Consider the following 18,645-nt stretch of genomic DNA (forward strand, 5'->3'; position numbering starts at 1 on the left):
AAAAAGACTTTTGTCGCGACTCCCTTACGGGCTTGTACTCCTATGGTCGGAGAAGGATCGAGCCGTTGGGCTGACGACCGCTGTGGCGCACACCACTACGGTCGTACCGTGACTGTGATCGCGACCGAAAGCCTCAGCAAGCGGTTCCCCCGGGTGACCGCTCTCGACCGGCTCTCCCTGGACATCGGGCCCGGTGTGACCGGACTGGTGGGTGCCAACGGAGCCGGCAAGTCCACCATGATCAAGATCCTGCTCGGACTCTCCCCCGCCACGGAGGGCCGCGCCGAGGTGCTCGGCCTCGACGTCAGCACCTCCGGCGCGCAGATCCGCGAGCAGGTCGGCTACATGCCGGAGCACGACTGCCTGCCCCCGGACGTCTCGGCCACCGAGTTCGTCGTCCACATGGCGCGGATGTCGGGTCTGCCCGCGACCGCCGCCCGGGAGCGGACCGCCGACACCCTCCGCCACGTCGGCCTGTACGAGGAGCGGTACCGCCCCATCGGCGGCTACTCGACGGGCATGAAGCAGCGGGTGAAGCTCGCGCAGGCACTCGTCCACGACCCGAAGCTGGTCCTCCTCGACGAGCCGACCAACGGCCTCGACCCGGTCGGCCGCGACGAGATGCTCGGACTGATCCGCCGCGTCTGGACCGACTTCGGCATTTCCGTCCTCGTGACCTCGCACCTTCTCGGAGAGCTTGAGCGCACCTGCGACCACGTCGTCGTCATCGACGGCGGGCAGCTGCTCCGCTCCAGCTCCACCAGCGACTTCACCCGGACCACCACGACGCTCGCGGTCGAGGTCACCGACTCCGACACTCACCCCGACGGTACGGGCGCGCTCCGCGCGGCCCTCGCCGAAGCCGGCGTCGTGCTCCACCCGGGTGTGGAGGACGGCCTGCCCGGCGCCGGCCACATCCTGCTCCTGGAGGCGGCCGGCGAGGAGACGTACGACCTCGTGCGGGACACCGTCGCCGGTCTCGGCCTCGGTCTCGTCCGCATGGAGCAGCGCCGCCACCACATCGCCGAGGTCTTCCGGCCCGAGACGCCCCCGCGGCACGAGGAGGTGCCGGCCCGATGAGCACCCAGCTGCCCCACCCCTCCCAGGCCGCTCCCGACACGACGCAGATCCACAACATCGGCTACCGGTCCTACGACGGCCCGCGCCTCGGCCGGGCCTACGCGCGCCGGTCGCTCTTCTCGCAGTCCCTGCGCGGTGCCTACGGCCTCGGCCGCAGCGCCAAGTCGAAGGTGCTGCCGATGATCCTCTTCGCCGTGATGTGCGTCCCGGCGCTGATCCTCGTCGCGGTCGCCGTCGTCGGGAAGCAGTCCAAGCTCTCGATCGAGTACACGCAGTACGCGCTCTACCTCCAGGTCGTCATCAGCATCTACCTGGCCTCGCAGGCGCCCCAGTCCGTCTCCCGGGACCTCCGGTTCCGGACGGTGCCGCTGTACTTCTCCCGCCCGATCGAGCGCGCGGACTACGTCCTCGCCAAGTTCGGCGCGATGGCCTCGGCGCTCTTCATCCTCACCGCCTCGCCGCTGCTGATCCTCTGGATCGGCTCGCTGCTGGCCAAGATGGACTTCGCCGAGCAGACCAAGATGTTCGGCCAGGGGCTCGTCTCCGTGGCGCTGCTCTCGGTGCTCTTCGGCGGCATAGGCCTGGTCATGGCGGCCCTCACCCCGCGGCGGGGCTTCGGCGTCGCCGCCGTGATCGCCGTCCTGACGGTGTCGTACGGCGCGGTCTCCACCCTCATGGGCATCGCCTTCGCGACGGACAACGGGGGTGTCATCCAGTGGATCGGCCTCTTCTCGCCGATGACCCTCATCGACGGCGTGCAGAGCGCCTTCCTGGGCGCGCCCCCCGGCTTCCCCGAGCTCGGTGGCCCGAGCACCGGCGTCGGCGTGATCTACGTGCTGGTCGTCCTCGCGCTCATCGCCGGCTCGTACGGCATCCTGATGCGCCGCTACCGAAAGGTCGGGCTGTGACCACCCTCCACATCGACCACGTCTCCCGCTGGTTCGGAAACGTCGTGGCCGTGAACGACGTCACCATGTCGGTGGCCCCGGGCGTCACCGGCCTCCTCGGGCCCAACGGCGCCGGGAAGTCCACCCTCATCAACATGATGGGAGGCTTCCTCGACCCCTCCACCGGCAGCGTCACGCTCGACGGTCAGACGATCTGGGGGAACGAGTCCGTCTACCGCCAGATCGGTGTCGTCCCCGAGCGGGAGGCGATGTACGACTTCCTCACCGGTCGCGAGTTCGTCGTGGCCAACGCGGAACTGCAGGGCCTCGGCGCCAAGGAGGCCCAGGAGGCCCTGGCCACGGTCGAGATGGAGTACGCGCAGGACCGCAAGATCTCCACGTACAGCAAGGGCATGCGGCAGCGCGTGAAGATGGCCTCGGCCCTCGTGCACCAGCCGTCCGTGCTCCTCCTGGACGAGCCGTTCAACGGCATGGACCCGCGCCAGCGGATGCAGTTGATGGACCTGCTGCGGCGGATGGGCGCGGAGGGCCGCACGGTCCTCTTCTCCTCGCACATCCTGGAGGAGGTCGAGCAGCTCGCCTCCCACATCGAGGTGATCGTGGCCGGACGGCACGCGGCCTCCGGCGACTTCCGCAAGATCCGCCGGCTCATGACGGACCGGCCGCACCGCTACCTCGTCCGCTCCAGCGACGACCGGGCGCTCGCCGCCGCACTGATCGCCGACCCCTCCACGGCCGGCATCGAGGTCGACCGCGTGGAGGGCGGACTGCGCGTCCAGGCGGTGGACTTCGGGCGGTTCACGGAGCTGCTGCCCAAGGTCGCGAAGGACCGGGGCATCCGCCTCCTGACGGTCTCGCCCTCGGACGAGTCCCTCGAATCGGTCTTCTCGTACCTCGTCGCGGCCTGAAAGGAGCCTGACCGATGTACAACCCCACAGTCGCCCGGCTCACCTACCGGGCCCTTCTCGGCCGCCGGCGTGCGCTGATCCTCTTCCTGCTGCCCGCCCTGCTGGTGCTCATCGCGGTGGCGGTGCGCGCGTTCAGCGGTGCGGACGACCAGGTCGCCGCCGACTTCCTGGGCGGCTTCGCGCTGGCCACGATGGTGCCGCTGATCGGTGTGATCGCCGGGACGGGCGCGATAGGGCCGGAGATCGACGACGGCTCGATCGTCTACCTGCTGTCCAAGCCGGTGAAGCGGCCCACGATCATCTTCACGAAGCTCATCGTGGCGATCGCCGTCACCATGGTCTTCTCGGCGGTGCCGACGCTGATCGCCGGATTCGTCCTCAACGGCAACGGCCAGCAGGTCGCGGTCGCCTACACGGTGGCGGCCCTGGTGGCCTCCATCGCCTACAGCGCGATGTTCCTGCTGCTCGGCACGATCAGCCGGCACGCCGTGGTCATCGGCCTCGTGTACGCCCTGGTCTGGGAGACCCTCTTCGGCTCCCTGATCTCCGGTGCGAAGACCCTGAGCGTCCAGCAGTGGTCGCTCGCGCTGGCGGAGAAGGTCACCGGCGACGGCCTGATCGACTCCGAGGTCGGTCTCACCACGGCGACCGTCCTCCTCGTGGCGGTCACGGTCGCGGCGACCTGGTTCGCCGGCCACAAGCTGCGGACACTGACGCTGGCGGGCGAGGAGTAGGCCCGGGACCGGGACGACACAGCGGCGGTACGGCTCCGAAGGTCGTCGCCCCGGCTCCGGGAGGCCCACCCGGAGCCGTACCGCCACCCCCCACTCGCCCGCCGCGCGACTCCGGGCCGGCCTTCAGACCGTGCGGTTGCGGGCCGCGAGCAGGCCCACGGCGAGCGAGGCCGCGCAGACACCCAGGACGAGCGAGATCGGCAGGGTCCAGGAGCCGGTGGCCTGGTGCAGGGCGCCGGCGGCCAGCGGGCCCGCCGCGGCGAGCAGATAGCCGACCGTCTGGGCCATCCCCGACAGCCTGGACGCGGTCACCGCGTCCCCCGAGCGCAGCACGATCAGGGTCAGGGCGAGGCCGAGCGCGCCGCCCTGGCCGACGCCGAGCAGGGCCGCCCAGAGCCAGGCGCCCTCGGCCGGCGCGACGAGCAGACCGGCGTAACCGGCCGCGACCAGCGTCGTGACCAGGACGATCAGCGGGCGCTGACTCCGCATCCGGCCCGCGAGGAGCGGCACCGCGAAGGCACCCACGATCTGGGTCAGGGTGTTGAAGGCGAAGATCACCCCCGCCGTGGAGCGGCTCATCCCGTGGTCGGTGAAGATCGTCGGCATCCAGGCGATCAGGACGTAGGACCAGAGCGACTGGCCGCCCATGAAGAGCGTCACCTGCCAGGCCAGCGGCGAGCGCCAGACGCTCACCGGACGGGCGCCGCCGGCCGGGACGGCCCGTACCTCGTGGCCCGTACGCCCCTTGGCGACCAGCACCTGCGGAAGCCAGGCGAGCGCCGCGATCCCGGCGAGCAGCGACCAGAAGCCGAGCGAGGCCTCCCAGCCGCCGCCGAGGGCCTCCTCCAGTGGCACCGAGGCCGCCGCCGCCACCGTCGCGCCCGCGATCAGCGCGCCCGTGTAGACGGAGGTCATCGCCGCGGCCCGGTCCGGGAAGTCCCGCTTGATCAGCCCCGGCATCAGGACGTTCAGCAGGGCGATCGCCGTGCCGACGAGGATCCCGCCGCCGTACAGCGCGTACACGGACGGCAGCACGCGCGCGAGGATGCCGACGCCGAGCAGCAGGAGTGCGGCGAACAGCATCCGCTCCGCGCCGAAGCGGCGGCCCAGCCACGGAGCGACCAGCGCGCCGGCGCCGAGGAACAGGACCGGGACCGAGGTGACGAGCGAGCTCGCCGTCGAGGACAGACCGAAGGCGTCGGAGATCTCGCCGACCAGGGGCGCCACGCTCGCCAGGGCGACCCGCATGTTCAGGGAGGCCAGCACGATTCCGACCAGGAGCACCGCCGGGTGCGCGAGCAGCGCGCGCCGGGCCGTCACTCCCGCGGCCGGCCGCAGCACCCCGGCCTCGGTGCCGGCTTCCCCCGCGAGGGCCTCGTCCGTCGTGCGTATCTCGGTGCTCACCGGTTCCGGACCGCCCCGCCGGTCAGAGCCGCCACGGTCTCCATCGGGACCCGCAGCAGCTCCCGCGCCTGGCGCTCCGCCGCCTCCGGGTCGCCCGCCTCGACCGCCTCCACCAGGGCCTCGTGGGCGTCGATGTCGACGGGCGGCATCTCCCGGTCGCCGAGCGCCTCCACCAGCACCTCGTGCACCTGCGCGGAGAAGAAGCGGTAGACCTCGACGAAGGTCGCGTTGTGCGTCGCGCCCACGACCGCCAGGTGGAACGCGAGGTCCGCGTCCGCGTCCCGGTCGCCCTCCTCCCGCAGGGTGGTCAGGGCAGCCCGCAGCCGCAGCAGGTCGTGGGTGTCCCGACGTACGGCCGCGAGGCGGGCGGCCTCCGCCTCCAGTGCGACCCGCAGTTCGAGGACGTCCGCCGCGCCCGCGTGGCGCACCCCGCGCAGCACGGCGGCCGGGTCGGCGGTCGACCTGACGAAGGTGCCGTTGCCCTGACGGGACTCCAGGAGGCCCGCGTGGACGAGGACCCGGACCGCCTCGCGGACGGTGTTGCGGCCCACGCCGAGCTGCTGCGCGAGCTCGTGTTCGGTGGGGATGCGGTCGCCGACGGCCCACTCCCCGTCCGTGAGCTGCGCGCGCAGTTGTTCCACGACGGAGTCCACCAGCGAGGTCCGCCCCGCCGCCTTGAGTGCCATGCCGTTCCGACCTCTCCATTCGCCCGGTTGCCCAGTCATCCTACAACTGACCGTTCGGGAGACACCGGACTACTGTGGGCCCGTACGTGGACCGAACACCCTCACCACCCTCGGGAGTCAGTCATGTCAGACCGCTTCGACGTCGTCGTACTCGGAGCTGGCCCCGGCGGCTACGTCGCCGCCATCCGCGCCGCCCAGCTGGGCAAGCGGGTCGCGGTCGTCGAGGAGAAGTACTGGGGCGGTGTCTGCCTGAACGTCGGCTGCATCCCCACCAAGGCGCTGCTGCGCAACGCCGAACTCGCCCACATCTTCAACCACGAGGCGAAGACCTTCGGCATCAAGGTCGACGGCACCGTCACCTTCGACTACGGCGACGCCTTCCGCCGCAGCCGCTCCGTCGCGGACGGCCGGGTCAAGGGCGTCCACTTCCTCATGAAGAAGAACGGGATCACCGAGTTCAACGGCCGGGGCACCTTCCTCGACGCGAACACCCTCCAGGTGGCCAAGGCCGACGGCACCTCGGAGACGATCACCTTCGACAACTGCATCATCGCGACCGGCGCCACCCCGCGCCTGCTCCCGGGCACGGCCCTCAGCGACCGCGTCGTCTCGTACGAGCAGCAGATCCTCGCCGAGGACGCCCCGAAGTCGATCGTCATCGCCGGCGCCGGCGCGATCGGCATCGAGTTCGCGTACGTGCTGAACAACTACGGCACCAAGGTCACGATCGTCGAGTTCCTCGACCGGATCGCCCCGCTGGAGGACGAAGAGGTCTCCAAGGAGCTGGCGAAGCAGTACCGCAAGCTCGGCATCGACGTCCTGACCTCCACCCGTGTCGAGGCCATCGACGAGTCCGGCCCGCAGGTCCGCGTCACCGTCACCGGCAAGGACGGCGTCCAGAAGGTCCTGGAGGCCGACAAGGTCCTCCAGGCCATCGGCTTCGCCCCGAACGTCACCGGCTACGGCCTGGAGGCCACCGGTGTCGCGCTGACCGAGCGCGGCGCGATCGACGTCGACGGCCGCTGCCGCACCTCCGTGCCGCACATCTACGCCATCGGCGACGTCACCGCGAAGCTGATGCTCGCGCACACCGCCGAGGCCATGGGCGTCATCGCGGCCGAGACCATCGGGGACGCCGAGACGATGGAGCTCGACTACCCGATGATCCCGCGCGCGACCTACTGCCAGCCGCAGATCGCCAGCTTCGGCTGGACCGAGGCGCAGGCCCGCGAGAAGGGCTTCGACGTCAAGGTCGCCAAGTTCCCCTTCGTGGCGAACGGCAAGGCGCACGGTCTCGGCGACGCCACGGGCTTCGTCAAGATCATCGCCGACGGGACGCACGGCGAGATCATCGGCGCCCACCTCATCGGCCCCGACGTCACCGAGCTGCTGCCCGAGCTGACGCTGGCCCAGCAGTGGGACCTCACCGTCCACGAGGTCGCCCGGAACGTCCACGCGCACCCGACGCTGGGCGAGGCCGTGAAGGAAGCGATCCACGGTATTGCCGGACACATGATCAATTTCTGAGGTTTCTCCCATCGCGGGGTGATAGGCACTGAAAGGTGCCGAGCAGAACCTCTCCGGGTGGCGAACCGTCCCGGCCGATCAGGTCGTGGGTGCGTTCGTCACCCGGTACGCATGTGTGGCTGGCGGTCATCGCGATCACCAGCCTCGTCATCGCGCTCTCCCCCGACGGCCTGGAGACCTATCTCCTCCACCGCAACAGCAGCAATCTCCACCAGCTCTCGCACCACCCGGTGCGGGCCCTGCTCGGCAGCGCGTTCTGGATCGAGGATCCCGCCGACCTCCTGCTGTACGCGGTGCTCTTCGAGGTCCTGCACGCCCCCGTGGAACGCTGGCTCGGTACCGCGAAGTGGCTCTTCACCGTCGCGACGGCCCATATCGCGGCGACCCTGATCAGCCAGCAGGTCGTCCTGGTGGCCATCCGGCTCCACGACGTACCGCGCAGCATGGCCCACGTCGTCGACATCGGCGTCAGCTACGGCCTCGCCGCCTCGGCCGGCATCCTGACCTACCGGCTGCCGCGCCCCTGGCGCTGGCTCTATCTCGCCGGCGTGGTCGCGTTCTTCGTCGTACCCCTCACCACCGACCGGACGTACACCGACCTCGGCCACGCGATCTCGCTGGCGATCGGACTGGCCTGCTATCCGCTGACCCGGGGAGAAAAACCAGTCGCACCCGAACAGGGGCCCGGCGCACACTAGTTGTACGGGGGGCACGGGGGATCCCCCGAAGGGAGCGGCCGCTTCGAGCGCGTGGACCATGTCCGCGCGGGCTGCTCCCTCCCGGAGGGTTGGCCGAGTGGTAAGGCAGCGGCTTGCTAAGCCGTAGTCGGGGGCAACCCCGCGCGCGTTCGATCCGCGCACCCTCCGCCGCGTACGACGAAGGCCACCCCGCGGGGTGGCCTTCGTCGGTTGTGAAGCGTCAGACCGACAGCAGCCGTTCCAGGACGACCGCGATGCCGTCCTCCTCGTTGGAGGCCGTCACCTCGTCCGCCACCGTCCGCAGCTCCTCGTGGGCGTTGCCCATCGCCACGCCGTGGGCGGCCCAGGCGAACATCGGGATGTCGTTCGGCATGTCGCCGAAGGCGATCGTCTCCGCGGCCTTCACGCCCAGCCGGCGCGCGGCCAGGGAGAGCCCCGTCGCCTTGCTCAGGCCGAGCGGGAGGATCTCCACGATCCCCGGACCGGCCATGACGACGTCCACGAGCCCGCCGACCGTCTCACGGGAGATCCGCGTCAGCTCGTCGTCGCTCAGCGTCGGGTGCTGGATGTAGAGCTTGGTCAGCGGCGCCGCCCACAGCTCCGCCGGATCCTCGTACGGGACGTACGGCAGGGGGCCATCCTGGACCCGGTAGCCGGGGCCCATCAGGACCTCGCCCTCCAGGCCGTCGCGACTGGCGGCCACCGCCAGCGGGCCGACCTCCGCCTCGAGCTTGGACAGGGCGAGTCCGGCGAGCTGCCGGTCCAGGGTCAGCGAGGTCAGCAGCCGGTGCTCACCGGCGTGGTAGACCTGCGCGCCCTGCCCGCACACCGCGATCCCCTCGTAGCCGAGGTCGTCGAGGATGTGCCGCGTCCAGGGCACCGCCCGGCCGGTGACGACGATGTGCGCCGCGCCCGCCTCGGTCACGGCGGCGAGCGCGTCCCGCGTGCGGGCGGAGACGGACTCGTCGGCGCGCAGCAGCGTGCCGTCGAGGTCCGTCGCCACCAGGCGGTAGGGGAAGGGGCTCACTTGGCGATCGGCTCCAGGACCTCGCGCCCGCCCAGGTAGGGCCGCAGGATCTCGGGCACGCGCACCGAGCCGTCGGCCAGCTGGTGGTTCTCCAGGATCGCCACGATCGTGCGCGGTACGGCGCACAGCGTTCCGTTCAGGGTGGCCAGCGGCTGCACGGTCTTCTTGCCGCCCTGCTCGTCGCGCATGCGGACGGAGAGGCGGCGGGCCTGGAAGCTGTCGCAGTTCGAGGCGGAGGTGAGCTCGCGGTACTTGCCCTGGGTCGGGATCCACGCCTCGCAGTCGAACTTGCGGGAGGCGGAGGAGCCGAGGTCACCGGTGGCGACGTCGATGACCTGGAACGGCAGCTCCAGAGCGGTCAGCCACTGCTTCTCCCAGTCCAGGAGCCGCTTGTGCTCGTTCTCCGCGTCCTCGGGCGCGACGTACGAGAACATCTCGACCTTGTCGAACTGGTGGACGCGGAAGATGCCGCGGGTGTCCTTGCCGTACGTGCCGGCCTCGCGGCGGAAGCAGGGCGAGAAGCCCGCGTACCGCAGGGGCAGCTTGTCGGCGTCGATGATCTCGTCCATGTGGTACGCGGCGAGGGGGACCTCGGAGGTGCCGACGAGGTAGAGGTCGTCGTTCTCCAGGTGGTACACGTTCTCCGCGGCCTGGCCGAGGAAGCCGGTGCCCTCCATGGCGCGCGGGCGGACCAGCGCCGGGGTCAGCATCGGGATGAAGCCGGCCTCGGTGGCCTGCGCGATCGCCGCGTTGACCAGGGCGAGCTCCAGGAGGGCGCCCACGCCGGTCAGGTAGTAGAAGCGCGAGCCGGAGACCTTGGCGCCCCGCTCGACGTCGATGGCGCCGAGCGCCTCGCCCAGCTCCAGGTGGTCCTTGGGCTCGAAGCCCTCGGCCGCGAAGTCGCGGATGGTGCCGTGCGTCTCCAGGACGACGAAGTCCTCCTCGCCGCCGACCGGGACGTCCGTGTGGACGATGTTCCCGAGCTGGAGCAGGAGCCGCTTGGCCGTCTCGTCGGCGTCGTTCTGTTCGGCCTCGGCGGCCTTGACGTCGGTCTTGAGCTGCTCCGCCTTCTGCAGGAGCTCGGCACGCTCCTCGGGCGTGGCCCTGGGGATCAGCTTTCCGAGCGCCTTCTGCTCGGATCGGAGCTCGTCGAAGCGGACGCCGGACGACCTGCGCCGCTCATCGGCGGAGAGCAGGGCGTCGACGAGCGCGACGTCCTCTCCACGGGCGCGCTGGGAGGCGCGAACACGGTCGGGGTCCTCACGGAGCAGGCGAAGGTCAATCACCCCACCAGGCTACCGGTGCCCGCTTGCGCGCCCCCACCGGATAAGGTCGCGCGTGTTGTTTTGCCCGAATTGCCGCTCCGGGAAAAGTGGACCGAGGGCCGCCGCATTCACTTATCCACAGGCTGTGCGGAAGTTCTGTGGACTACGGGGGCGGTTACGGGGATTCCTCGCCACAGACCTGGCAATTCCGTGATCAAACGTCATTTGCCCACTCATTCGGGTGGGAATAGCTCGCCCCAAAGAGTTGATCCCGGGAAACACGGTGACGGACGCGCCATCGGCGCACTGTGGACGACCGGGGCGCGGTCAGGGAGTGGCCGGGGTGATTTGTCGACCATGTCGGAATGCGATGTCGACTTGTCCCCAGGCCGAGCGGAGCCCTGTGGATAACCTCTGTGGGTAACTGAAAAGTATGCAGGTAGGACTAGTTGTTCGTACCTGTGGACGACCGCTCCCGGCGGCGGGAGCGATCGGTCACCATCGGGTCAGGCCCGACCGTCCTGGGCCCTCGCCAGCCAGTCGGAGGCCTCCATGAACTCCACGTCCGAAGTGCCGCGCCGCAGCGCCGACACGTCCTCGACCGCGACGCCCGCCCGCGGGTACGAGCCGAGGAAGCGCACCTGGGGGCAGATCCGCTTGAGCCCCATCAGCGCCTCGCCCACCCGGCGGTCCGAGATATGGCCCTCGGCGTCCACGGCGAAGCAGTAGTTCCCGATCCCCGCCCCCGTGGGCCGGGACTGGATCAGCATCAGGTTCACCCCGCGCACCGCGAATTCCTGGAGCAGTTCGAGGAGGGCACCCGGATGATCGGCACCCAGCCAGAGCACCACCGAGGTCTTGTCCGCACCGGTCGGAGCCGCCGGACGGGCCGGCCGGCCCACGAGCACGAACCGGGTCTCGGCGTTCTCCGCGTCGTGGATCTCGGTGACCAGCGGCTCGAGCCCGTACGTCGCCGCGGCGAACTCGCCCGCGAAGGCGGCGTCGAACCGGCCCTCCTGGACCAGCCGGGCCCCGTCCGCGTTCGAGGCGGCCGACTCCCACAGGGCGTCCGGGAGGTGCCCCCGCAGCCAGTTCCTGACCTGCGGCTGGGCCACGGGATGGCCCGTGACCGTCTTGATCTCCGAGAGCTTGGTCCCGGGCCGCACGAGCAGCGCGAAGGCGATCGGCAGCAGCACCTCGCGGTAGATCGTCAGCGGTTCGCCGGAGGCCAGCTCGTCCAGCGTCGCGGTCACCCCGCCCTCGACCGAGTTCTCGATCGGTACGAGCGCGGCGGCTGCCTCCCCGTTCCGTACGGCGTCGAGCGCGGCCGGGACCGAGACCATCGGGACGAGCTCCCGGGTCGCGGCCTCGGGCAGCGTACGCAGCGCGGCCTCCGTGAAGGTGCCTTCGGGGCCGAGATACGTGAACCGGGTGGCGGACATACCGTCACCCTAATGGTCGCCGGGCACGTGGGGCGCCTGCTCGAACGACAAGCTGAGCGACCTCCTGCGCTTCCTCCTGCGCGGTTACGCCTCCAGGAGCCGCTGGCCCACGTACTCGCCCTCGGCGGGGCCGCCCGGGACCGCGAAGAGGCCGCTCGACTCGTGCCGGATGAACGCGGACAGCGCGTCGCCCCGGTCCAGCTTGCGCTGCACCGGGACGAAGCCCCGGAGCGGATCGGCCTGCCAGCAGACGAAGAGGAGCCCCGCGTCCGGTGTCCCGTCCGGGCCGATCCCGTCGTGGAAGGAGAAGGGCCTGCGGAGCATCGCCGCCCCGCCGTTCTGTTTGGGGGCGGAGATCCGGGAGTGGGCGTTGTCCGGGATGACCGCCTTCCCGTCCGTGCCGAACTTGTTCAGGTCGAGTTCGGTGGTCTCGCTGCCGCCGCTGAGGGGCGCACCGTCGGACTTCCGGCGGCCGATCACCTTCTCCTGCCGGTCGAGCGGGAGCTTCTCCCAGTCGTCGAGCAGCATCCGGATCCGCCGCACCACCGCGTACGAACCGCCGGCCATCCACTCCTGGGCACCGGTGGCCCCGGCGGGGACGAAGATCCGCCGGTCGAAGTCGGGCTCCGTGGGCTTCGGGTTGCCCGTGCCGTCGACCTGACCCATGAGGTTGCGCGCGGTCATCGGCTTCGCGGTGGCACCGGCGGAGCGGTTGAAGCCGTTCATCTGCCAGCGCACCCGGGCCGCGTCGCCCGCGTCCTTCTGGACGGCCCGCAGCGCGTGGAAGGCGACGAGCGCGTCGTCGGCGCCGATCTGCACCCACAGGTCGCCCTCAGACCGCCGGGGGTCGAGGGCGTCGGAGGAGAAGGCGGGCAGCGGGTCGAGCTGACCGGGGCGGCGCGAGGCCAGTCCGGTGCGGTCGAAGAACGTACGGCCGAAGCCGAAGGTGATCGTCAGAGAGGAGGGGCCCGCGTCGAGCGCGATGCCCGTGTCCTCGGCCGGGGCCTTCCCCGCCATCAGGACCTTCGCCGTGGCCGACCAGCGGCGCAGCAGGGCCATGGCCTCCTTGCGTCCGGCGCCCGGTGCGAGGTCGAAGGCGATCAGATGGCCGCGGGACTGGAGGGGCTCGGTGATGCCGGCCTGATGTTTCCCGTGAAACATCACCTCGGTCGCGCCGACGGAGGTCAGGGCCTGCGGCCCGCCCGCACCGGAGGCGCCGGTGGTGTCGTCGCCCGACACCACCGAGGAGATCCCGACGCCGCCGGCCGCGCCGATGACGAGTCCGGTCGCACCCGCCGCACCGACGGTGCCGAGAAGGCGCCGTCGGGAGATGTCCACAGGGGTGCTCTCGCGGCCGCTGTCGCTGTTGCCGCTGTTGTCGCTCTCGGTCACGAGGGTCAGCCGATCTTCACGTTCTTGTCGATGGTGGTCTGGTCGATGTCGGAGGTGCGGACGGTCACCTGGATCGTCCACTCGCCGGGCATCGGGATCTGGACGCCGCTCGCGCTCCAGTGTCCGGTCTGGATGCGGTCGGGGGCGACGGGCAGTGGGCCGACGTCCTTGGCCTTCAGGGTGAGGGCGACCTTGACCTCGGGGACGTCCAGCGGCTTGCCGTTGGGGCGCTCGACGAAGAGGTGGAGCGCGTTGGCACCGGTGCGGCCGGGGTCGAGGCTGAGACGGACGACGCCCTTGCCGTCGACGCCGCCGGTGTCGAAGGGCAGCCGGATGTCGACGGGACGGTCGGGCACGGCGGCCGAGCCGGCGGCGGAGCCGGTCCGGCCGGCCTCCTCCTCGGTGCGGCCGGGCTCGGTGGAGGTGAGGACGGTGGTCACGGCGAGAAGGACGACGGCGACGGCGGCCTCGGTCAGCACCGAGCGGCGAAGACCGGCCCGCTCGGGGTCGGCGTCCCGCTCCCGCTTGCGGCGGGCGGTGGCGACGGCGGCGCGCTGCCGGGCGAGCTGAGCGGCCCGCTCGGGGTCGGGGTGCGACTCGGCGGCGGTCTCGGAGCCGGGCTCGGAAGCGGCGCCGACGAGGGCCATGCCCTCCTCCGACTGCTCCTCCGACTGCTCCTCGGACTCGGCCTCGGCCTCGGACTCGGCCCTCGTGTCGTCCGCTGTCCCGGCTTCCTCGGCCTCGTCCCCCGCCTCGGTGGGCGTCGGGTCGGCGAGGCGCTGGGTCCAGCGGCGCGAGACCCAGGCGATGCCGAGGAGCACGGCCAGCAGGCCGATCTTGACCAGCAGCAGCTGCCCGTAGCGGGTGTCGGTCAGCGCGGACCAGGAGCCGACCTGGCGCCAGGACTGGTAGAGCCCGGTGGCCGCGAGGACGAGCACGGAGCCGAAGGCGACCTTCGAGAAGCGTTCCACCGCGGAGCGCTCGACGGAGGGGGCCCGGTAGAGGGCGACGAGCAGCACCGTGAGTCCGCCGAGCCAGGCGGCGACCGCCAGCAGGTGAAGGATGTCGACGGGCATGGCGATGCCGGGCTGGATGCCGGTCGAGGCGTGCTCGGCCAGCGCCCAGGTGCCGGCGATGCCGGCGGCGACGACGGTGCCGCCGAGGCCGAGTCCGAAGGCGAGGTCCTTGCGCTCCTTCGGGTCGGTGCGGCGGGCGTAGGAGCCGAAGAGGACCGCGACGAAGAGCGCCGCGGCGCCGAGCAGCAGCAGACGGGAGGTGAGCGCTGCCCCGGTCTTGGTCTCCAGGACGGACTTCAGGCCCGCCAGGTCGAAGGCGTCGGAGAGCTCGCCGGAGCCGGTGTACGGGTTGCGCAGGAGGAGCATCGCCAGCGTGGCGACCGTGAGGGTCAGCCAGGCCCGGACCACGGTCCGCTGGACCGGGCGGACGCCCGCCCCGCGGGGCCAGCAGGCCAGGACGAAGGCTCCGCCGCCCACGAGGACGGCGAAGGAGGCGTACGAGAGGTAGCGCGCGATGCCGTAGAGGCCACCGACGAGTCCGCCGCCGGCGTTCTGCTCGGGCAGGGCGACGGAGGTGGCGGAAGGGGCACCGATGGAGAAGGTGAAGGCGCCGGCGATCGGATGGCTGTCGGCGGAGACGGTCTGCCAGGCCACGGTGTACGTACCGTCCGGCAGTCCGGCGCGGAGCCCGACTCCGTACCGGATGACGGAACCGCTGCACAGGTCGCGCATCTCGCCGGTGTCGGCCCGTCGTCCCGCCGGGTCGAGGACCCGGATCGAGTCGGCACTCATGGCGACCTGCTCGGAGAAGGTCAGGTTGACCTCCTTGGGAGCGGTGGCGACCACCGCCCCGTCCCTCGGGTCGCTTCCGGTGAGCGCCGCGTGCGCGGAGGCGGGGGCGGCGCCGGCCAGCAGCGTGCCGAGCAGCGCGGCCGCGAGGATCAGCAGCCGGGCCACGGCGGTACCGAGGCGCGGGGCGGTGGTTGTCATCTCTGTGTCACTCCGTCAACGAGCTCAGTGCTGCTGCGGGTTGTGGTTGGCTGCCTCGACGGGAACGTCGACCTTGATGGGGTCGGACTTCTCGAAGTGGAGCTCGATGCTGACCTTGTCGCCCTGCTTGGGCTTCGTCTTCAGCTCCATGAACATGATGTGGTTGCCACCGCGTTCGAGCTTCAGCTCCCCGTTCGCGGGGATGTCGAAGGACTTCACCTCCACCATCTTCTGGTCCTTCGTCTCGTGGATCGTGACGTCGTCCGAGATGGGGCTGGTGACGGAGGTGAGCTTGTCCGCCGCTCCGCTGCCGTTGGTGATGGTGAGGAAGCCGCCGGCCATGTCCATCACCGGCTGCGGCATGAACGCACCGCTGACCTTCAGCTCGGGCTTGTCGCCGTCGGACGAGCACCCGGTCAGCGCGAGCGAGGCGGCGAGGGCGACGGCGGCGGTCAGGGCGGTGGTGCGGCGGTTCACGGGTTCTCCCCCTTGATGAGCTTCGGCAGGTCCTTGGCGTACTCCTCGACGGTCGTGTCCTCGCCGTACAGGACGTAGCCCTGGTCGGTGGTGGGCGAGAAGGCGATCACCTGGGCGCCGTGCATGGAGATGACCTTGTCGCCCTCCTTCTTCGGAGGGTCGATGCCGATGCCGATCGAGCGGGCGCCCGCCTGGATGGCGGGGAAGTCGCCGGTGAGACCGGTGAAGGAGGGGTCGCCGGCGGCGGGCAGCCACTTGGCGAGCTCGGCCGAGGTGTCACGCTCGGGGTCGGTGGTGACGAAGACGACCTGGAGCTTGTCCTGGTCGGCCTTGGGGAGCTGCTTCTTGGCGATGGCGATGTTGCTCATCGTCATGGGGCAGACGTCGGGGCAGTGCGTGTAGCCGAAGTAGATGAGCGTCGGCTTGCCCTTGGTCCGCTCGCGCAGGTCGTACTTCTGGCCCTTGGTGTCGGTGAGGACGAGCGAGGGCTTGGTGAACGGCCGGTCGAGCACGGTGGCGGCCTTGGTGGAGTCCTGGACGCCGGAGACCTCGGCGACCGAGTCGGAGCCCGTGCCGGAGGCCTTGTCGTCGTTGCCGCCGAGGCCGACGGCCGCGGTGATGCCGAGCGCGGCGACGATCGCGACCGCGGCCACGATCAGCGGGGTGCGCCGTCCGGGGCGGGCCGTACCCGTCCCGGACGTCTTCTCTTCAGACATGGTGTTTCTTTCGGTTCTCGGGTGAGGGTGCGGCCGTCAGGCCGAGCGGCGGCGGCCGGCGAGGACGCCGAAGGCGACGCCGGCGATGCCGACGAGGATGCCGATGACGCCGAGGATCCGGGCCGTGGTGTCGGATGAGGAAGCGGCGGCGGCCGTCTTCTCCTCGTGGTGGCCGGCCTTGTCGTCGTGCCCGGTCTTCGCGTCCCCGGAGGCCGAGGCCGAGGGGGCGGTGGTGGGAGCGTCGGTGGCGGCGGCGCCGTGGTGGTCACCGCTCGCGGCGGAGAGCTTCAGGACGGGAGCCGGGTTCTGCGGCTCGTCCGCGCCCTCCTTCGCCTCCTCGATCCAGCGCACGATCTCCTTGTTGTCGTACGTCTGGATGGCCTTGAGCACGAGCTGGTCCGTGTCCTCGGGCAGCTGGCCGAGGGAGAGCGGGAACTGCTGGAACTGACCGGGGCCGATCTTCGAGCCGTCGGCGGTCCACGTCACCTTGGAGACGGCCTCGTTGATCTTCTTGCCGTGCAGCTCCAGCGGCTTGCTGAGCTTGCTCTTCGTCACCTCGGCCTTCCAGCCGGGGACGGGCTGCGGCATGACGGAGGCCAGCGGGTGGTCGAGCGGGAAGTTGACCTCCAGCTTCACGGTGGAGGCGTTGTCGCGCTCGTTCGGGACCTTGATGTTGACGGTGGCGTAGCCGCCCTTGGCGGCCTCGCCCTGCGGCTGCACGCTGACGTGCGCGAAGGCCGTGCCGGACAGCAGCACGACGGAGGAGAGGGCGATGCCACCGGCGAGGGCGACACGGGAGGCGGAAACGGAAACGGTCATGGCAGAGGACACTCCGGCTCGGAGAAGGACGGCGGGACCCGGCGCGCCGAGGGGTCGTACCCCGGTCGAGGCGTGCGGGCGTACGCGGCGCCGCTCCTGGTGAGCGGTCCGCGTCAGGCTGCGAGGACGCAGTCGGCGGCCGGCGGGCCGCGTCTGATCACCGTGTTCTCGAGCGCCTCGAACACGGGCGGCGGCGAGGTGTCGAAGGCCGTACGGGCGGACAGCCACGATCCCGCGTGCGGGGTCGTGGACAGTCCGGCGAGCAGGCTCCGTACGAGACGGAGGGCGGCCCGCAAGGAGCGCACGAGGGCGCACTCGGCGAGCTCCGTCGCGCCCTGCTCGGAGAGCTCGACGAGCCGGACCAGGGCCCGGTCGCCGCGGCGCAGCAGCCAGCCCGCGGCGAGCGCCGCGAGCAGATGGCCGAGGAGCATGGGCAGTCCGGGCAGGAGCCCGTCGGCCGGGGCCGTCGTGTGTGCCAGGTGGCCGTGGGCGGTGGCCGGGGCGAGCCCGGCGTCGCCGACGATCCTGGCGGCGTCGGCCGGACTGATGGCCCCGGTGCCCGCCCCGCAGACCAGCTTGGCGGCCATCCGCACGAGCACGTCGTCGGCCGTGGGGCTCAGCGCGAGAGGGCGCTGACCCAGGCTGAAGAGGGTGTGCAGGCCGAGCTGCCCGCCCGCGAGGGCGCCGACGACAAAGGCGAGGGAGCGGTCGCGTCCGGTGAAGAGGACGGTGATCCCGAAGATGCCGAGGAAGCCGGCGACGAGGGTCCACAGGGCGATCCCCGCACAGGCGGCGAGGGCGTGTCCCAGCGCGGACAGCACGACGCAGACCGCGGTGAACACCGCGGCCCTCAGCAGCCGTGGAGCGAGCGCGGGGGCAGTCATGGCGGGCCCATCATCGCACCAGGGGCACGCCCGCCATGAGGCAGGTCCGTAAGGTCGTTCTTGGGCGTCTTCGGGGTGACATACACCGGCGTCCCGGCGCGGTGCATCCGCCGAACGAGCGCTCTTGTCGCCTTCGGGGGCTTACGAAGGGTTCCGTCCGGCAATAGGTATCGGTATGTCGAGCCGCTGCCGGGAGGCTGGAGCATGAGCATCTGGTGGTCACTCCATCTGCGGCGCGAAGCCGCGAGCGTGCCGCTGGCCCGCCGGCTTCTGCTGGGCACGATGGAGACCGCGGGGGTCGACCCCGACGTGTCGTACGAGCTGTCGGTCGCGCTGACCGAGGCCTGTGCGAACGCGGTCGAGCACGGCGGTGACGTCGGCGGCGAGGCCGGCGGGACGGGCAGGGCCTACCGGGTGACGGCCTACCTGGACGGCGAGACCTGTCGTATCGAGGTGGCGGACTCGGGACCGGGCTTCCCCGGTGTCGAGAGGGCGTCGGCGCCGACGGCCCCCTCGGACGACGCCGAGCACGGCCGGGGGCTGCGCCTGATCGAGGAGCTCGCCGACCATGTGCAGTTCGGCAACCGCTCGGGCCGGGGCGGCGCGGTCGTCAGCTTCGACAAGATCCTGAAGTGGAAGGACGGGCCGTCGCTCCTGATGGCCTGAACCGGA

The 18,645-nt window shown here is 71.0% G+C and carries 18 protein-coding genes and 1 tRNA gene; 8 read left to right on the forward strand and 11 right to left on the reverse strand.

The genetic code is table 11. From position 1 onward, the window contains the following. Positions 1–114 precede the first annotated feature (114 nt). The 4 genes from SGA01_RS26515 to SGA01_RS26530 are packed head-to-tail and all read left to right on the forward strand — an operon-like array spanning position 115 to position 3,630. Positions 115–1,080, forward strand: a complete 966-nt coding sequence (locus tag SGA01_RS26515) for an ABC transporter ATP-binding protein (RefSeq protein WP_141299224.1) — start codon at positions 115–117, stop codon at positions 1,078–1,080. Continuing rightward, the gene (locus SGA01_RS26520; protein ID WP_141299116.1) at positions 1,077–1,988 is read left to right on the forward strand and encodes an ABC transporter permease; all 912 of its coding nucleotides are present in this window, start codon (positions 1,077–1,079) and stop codon (positions 1,986–1,988) included. Before SGA01_RS26515 ends, SGA01_RS26520 begins: the two co-directional genes overlap by 4 nt. Beyond that, complete coding sequence (locus SGA01_RS26525) at positions 1,985–2,896, forward strand: ABC transporter ATP-binding protein (RefSeq protein WP_141299118.1); 912 nt, start codon at positions 1,985–1,987, stop codon at positions 2,894–2,896. The genes SGA01_RS26520 and SGA01_RS26525 overlap by 4 nt, the downstream gene beginning before the upstream one ends. A gap of 14 nt (positions 2,897–2,910) precedes the next feature. Then, entirely contained in the window at positions 2,911–3,630 is a 720-nt protein-coding gene (locus SGA01_RS26530; RefSeq protein ID WP_141299120.1) for an ABC transporter permease, read from the forward strand. Between the two features lie 123 nt (positions 3,631–3,753). On the opposite strand, the gene SGA01_RS26535 is transcribed toward SGA01_RS26530, so the two are convergent. Next, positions 3,754–5,034 carry a CynX/NimT family MFS transporter gene (locus tag SGA01_RS26535; protein WP_371866163.1) on the reverse strand — a complete coding sequence of 427 codons (1,281 nt, stop codon included), beginning with the start codon at positions 5,032–5,034 and terminating at the stop codon, positions 3,754–3,756. Further along, entirely contained in the window at positions 5,031–5,720 is a 690-nt protein-coding gene (locus SGA01_RS26540; RefSeq protein ID WP_141299122.1) for a FadR/GntR family transcriptional regulator, read from the reverse strand. Before SGA01_RS26540 ends, SGA01_RS26535 begins: the two co-directional genes overlap by 4 nt. Positions 5,721–5,843: 123 nt before the next feature. Here SGA01_RS26540 and lpdA point away from each other — a divergent pair, with 123 nt between their 5' ends. The 3 genes from lpdA (at position 5,844) to SGA01_RS26555 (ending at position 8,113) form a co-directional block, all read left to right on the forward strand. Then, positions 5,844–7,247 (forward strand): dihydrolipoyl dehydrogenase, encoded by a 1,404-nt coding sequence (gene lpdA / locus SGA01_RS26545; RefSeq protein WP_056653822.1) that lies wholly within the window; start codon positions 5,844–5,846, stop codon positions 7,245–7,247. An 89-nt stretch (positions 7,248–7,336) separates the two neighbouring features. Continuing rightward, positions 7,337–7,945 (forward strand): rhomboid-like protein, encoded by a 609-nt coding sequence (locus SGA01_RS26550; RefSeq protein ID WP_371866164.1) that lies wholly within the window; start codon positions 7,337–7,339, stop codon positions 7,943–7,945. 83 nt (positions 7,946–8,028) lie between these two features. Then, a tRNA-Ser gene (locus SGA01_RS26555) sits at positions 8,029–8,113 on the forward strand. A gap of 52 nt (positions 8,114–8,165) precedes the next feature. Here SGA01_RS26555 and SGA01_RS26560 read toward each other — a convergent pair. From SGA01_RS26560 to SGA01_RS26600, 9 genes are all read right to left on the reverse strand, one after another. Then, positions 8,166–8,972: an HAD family hydrolase gene (locus tag SGA01_RS26560; RefSeq protein ID WP_141299125.1), complete on the reverse strand. Its 807-nt coding sequence runs from the start codon at positions 8,970–8,972 to the stop codon at positions 8,166–8,168. After that, positions 8,969–10,258, reverse strand: coding sequence for a serine--tRNA ligase (gene serS, locus SGA01_RS26565; protein ID WP_141299128.1), 1,290 nt, complete (start codon positions 10,256–10,258; stop codon positions 8,969–8,971). The genes SGA01_RS26560 and serS overlap by 4 nt, the downstream gene beginning before the upstream one ends. A gap of 485 nt (positions 10,259–10,743) precedes the next feature. Next, positions 10,744–11,679 (reverse strand): prephenate dehydratase, encoded by a 936-nt coding sequence (gene pheA, locus SGA01_RS26570; protein ID WP_141299129.1) that lies wholly within the window; start codon positions 11,677–11,679, stop codon positions 10,744–10,746. An 84-nt stretch (positions 11,680–11,763) separates the two neighbouring features. Then, a complete protein-coding gene (gene efeB, locus SGA01_RS26575; protein WP_229918126.1) occupies positions 11,764–13,071 on the reverse strand; it encodes an iron uptake transporter deferrochelatase/peroxidase subunit in 1,308 nt (435 codons plus the stop codon). Between the two features lie 5 nt (positions 13,072–13,076). After that, positions 13,077–15,077, reverse strand: a complete 2,001-nt coding sequence (locus SGA01_RS26580) for a copper resistance CopC/CopD family protein (protein ID WP_141299131.1) — start codon at positions 15,075–15,077, stop codon at positions 13,077–13,079. A gap of 24 nt (positions 15,078–15,101) precedes the next feature. Then, a complete protein-coding gene (locus SGA01_RS26585) occupies positions 15,102–15,554 on the reverse strand; it encodes a copper chaperone PCu(A)C (RefSeq protein ID WP_141299133.1) in 453 nt (150 codons plus the stop codon). Next, positions 15,551–16,270 (reverse strand): SCO family protein, encoded by a 720-nt coding sequence (locus SGA01_RS26590; protein WP_174867506.1) that lies wholly within the window; start codon positions 16,268–16,270, stop codon positions 15,551–15,553. Before SGA01_RS26590 ends, SGA01_RS26585 begins: the two co-directional genes overlap by 4 nt. 36 nt (positions 16,271–16,306) lie before the next feature. Further along, positions 16,307–17,089, reverse strand: a complete 783-nt coding sequence (locus tag SGA01_RS26595; RefSeq protein WP_141299135.1) for a YcnI family copper-binding membrane protein — start codon at positions 17,087–17,089, stop codon at positions 16,307–16,309. Positions 17,090–17,202: 113 nt separating this feature from the next. Continuing rightward, the gene (locus SGA01_RS26600) at positions 17,203–17,973 is read right to left on the reverse strand and encodes a hypothetical protein (protein ID WP_141299137.1); all 771 of its coding nucleotides are present in this window, start codon (positions 17,971–17,973) and stop codon (positions 17,203–17,205) included. Positions 17,974–18,177: 204 nt separating this feature from the next. Here SGA01_RS26600 and SGA01_RS26605 point away from each other — a divergent pair, with 204 nt between their 5' ends. Beyond that, positions 18,178–18,639: an ATP-binding protein gene (locus tag SGA01_RS26605; RefSeq protein WP_055642388.1), complete on the forward strand. Its 462-nt coding sequence runs from the start codon at positions 18,178–18,180 to the stop codon at positions 18,637–18,639. Positions 18,640–18,645 lie beyond the last annotated feature (6 nt).

The sequence above is a fragment of the Streptomyces gardneri genome, assembly GCF_006539185.1.
Lineage (GTDB): Bacteria > Actinomycetota > Actinomycetes > Streptomycetales > Streptomycetaceae > Streptomyces > Streptomyces gardneri.

What these genes read in the sequence shown, in the direction of transcription:
- pheA (WP_141299129.1), bottom strand. Translation starts at nt 11,679, where the DNA reads ATGTCCGCCACCCGGTTCACGTATCTCGGCCCCGAAGGCACCTTCACG.
- SGA01_RS26540 (WP_141299122.1), bottom strand. Translation starts at nt 5,720, where the DNA reads ATGGCACTCAAGGCGGCGGGGCGGACCTCGCTGGTGGACTCCGTCGTG.
- lpdA (WP_056653822.1), top strand. Translation starts at nt 5,844, where the DNA reads ATGTCAGACCGCTTCGACGTCGTCGTACTCGGAGCTGGCCCCGGCGGC.
- SGA01_RS26530 (WP_141299120.1), top strand. Translation starts at nt 2,911, where the DNA reads ATGTACAACCCCACAGTCGCCCGGCTCACCTACCGGGCCCTTCTCGGC.
- SGA01_RS26590 (WP_174867506.1), bottom strand. Translation starts at nt 16,270, where the DNA reads ATGTCTGAAGAGAAGACGTCCGGGACGGGTACGGCCCGCCCCGGACGG.
- SGA01_RS26595 (WP_141299135.1), bottom strand. Translation starts at nt 17,089, where the DNA reads ATGACCGTTTCCGTTTCCGCCTCCCGTGTCGCCCTCGCCGGTGGCATC.
- SGA01_RS26605 (WP_055642388.1), top strand. Translation starts at nt 18,178, where the DNA reads ATGAGCATCTGGTGGTCACTCCATCTGCGGCGCGAAGCCGCGAGCGTG.
- SGA01_RS26600 (WP_141299137.1), bottom strand. Translation starts at nt 17,973, where the DNA reads ATGACTGCCCCCGCGCTCGCTCCACGGCTGCTGAGGGCCGCGGTGTTC.
- SGA01_RS26580 (WP_141299131.1), bottom strand. Translation starts at nt 15,077, where the DNA reads ATGACAACCACCGCCCCGCGCCTCGGTACCGCCGTGGCCCGGCTGCTG.
- SGA01_RS26520 (WP_141299116.1), top strand. Translation starts at nt 1,077, where the DNA reads ATGAGCACCCAGCTGCCCCACCCCTCCCAGGCCGCTCCCGACACGACG.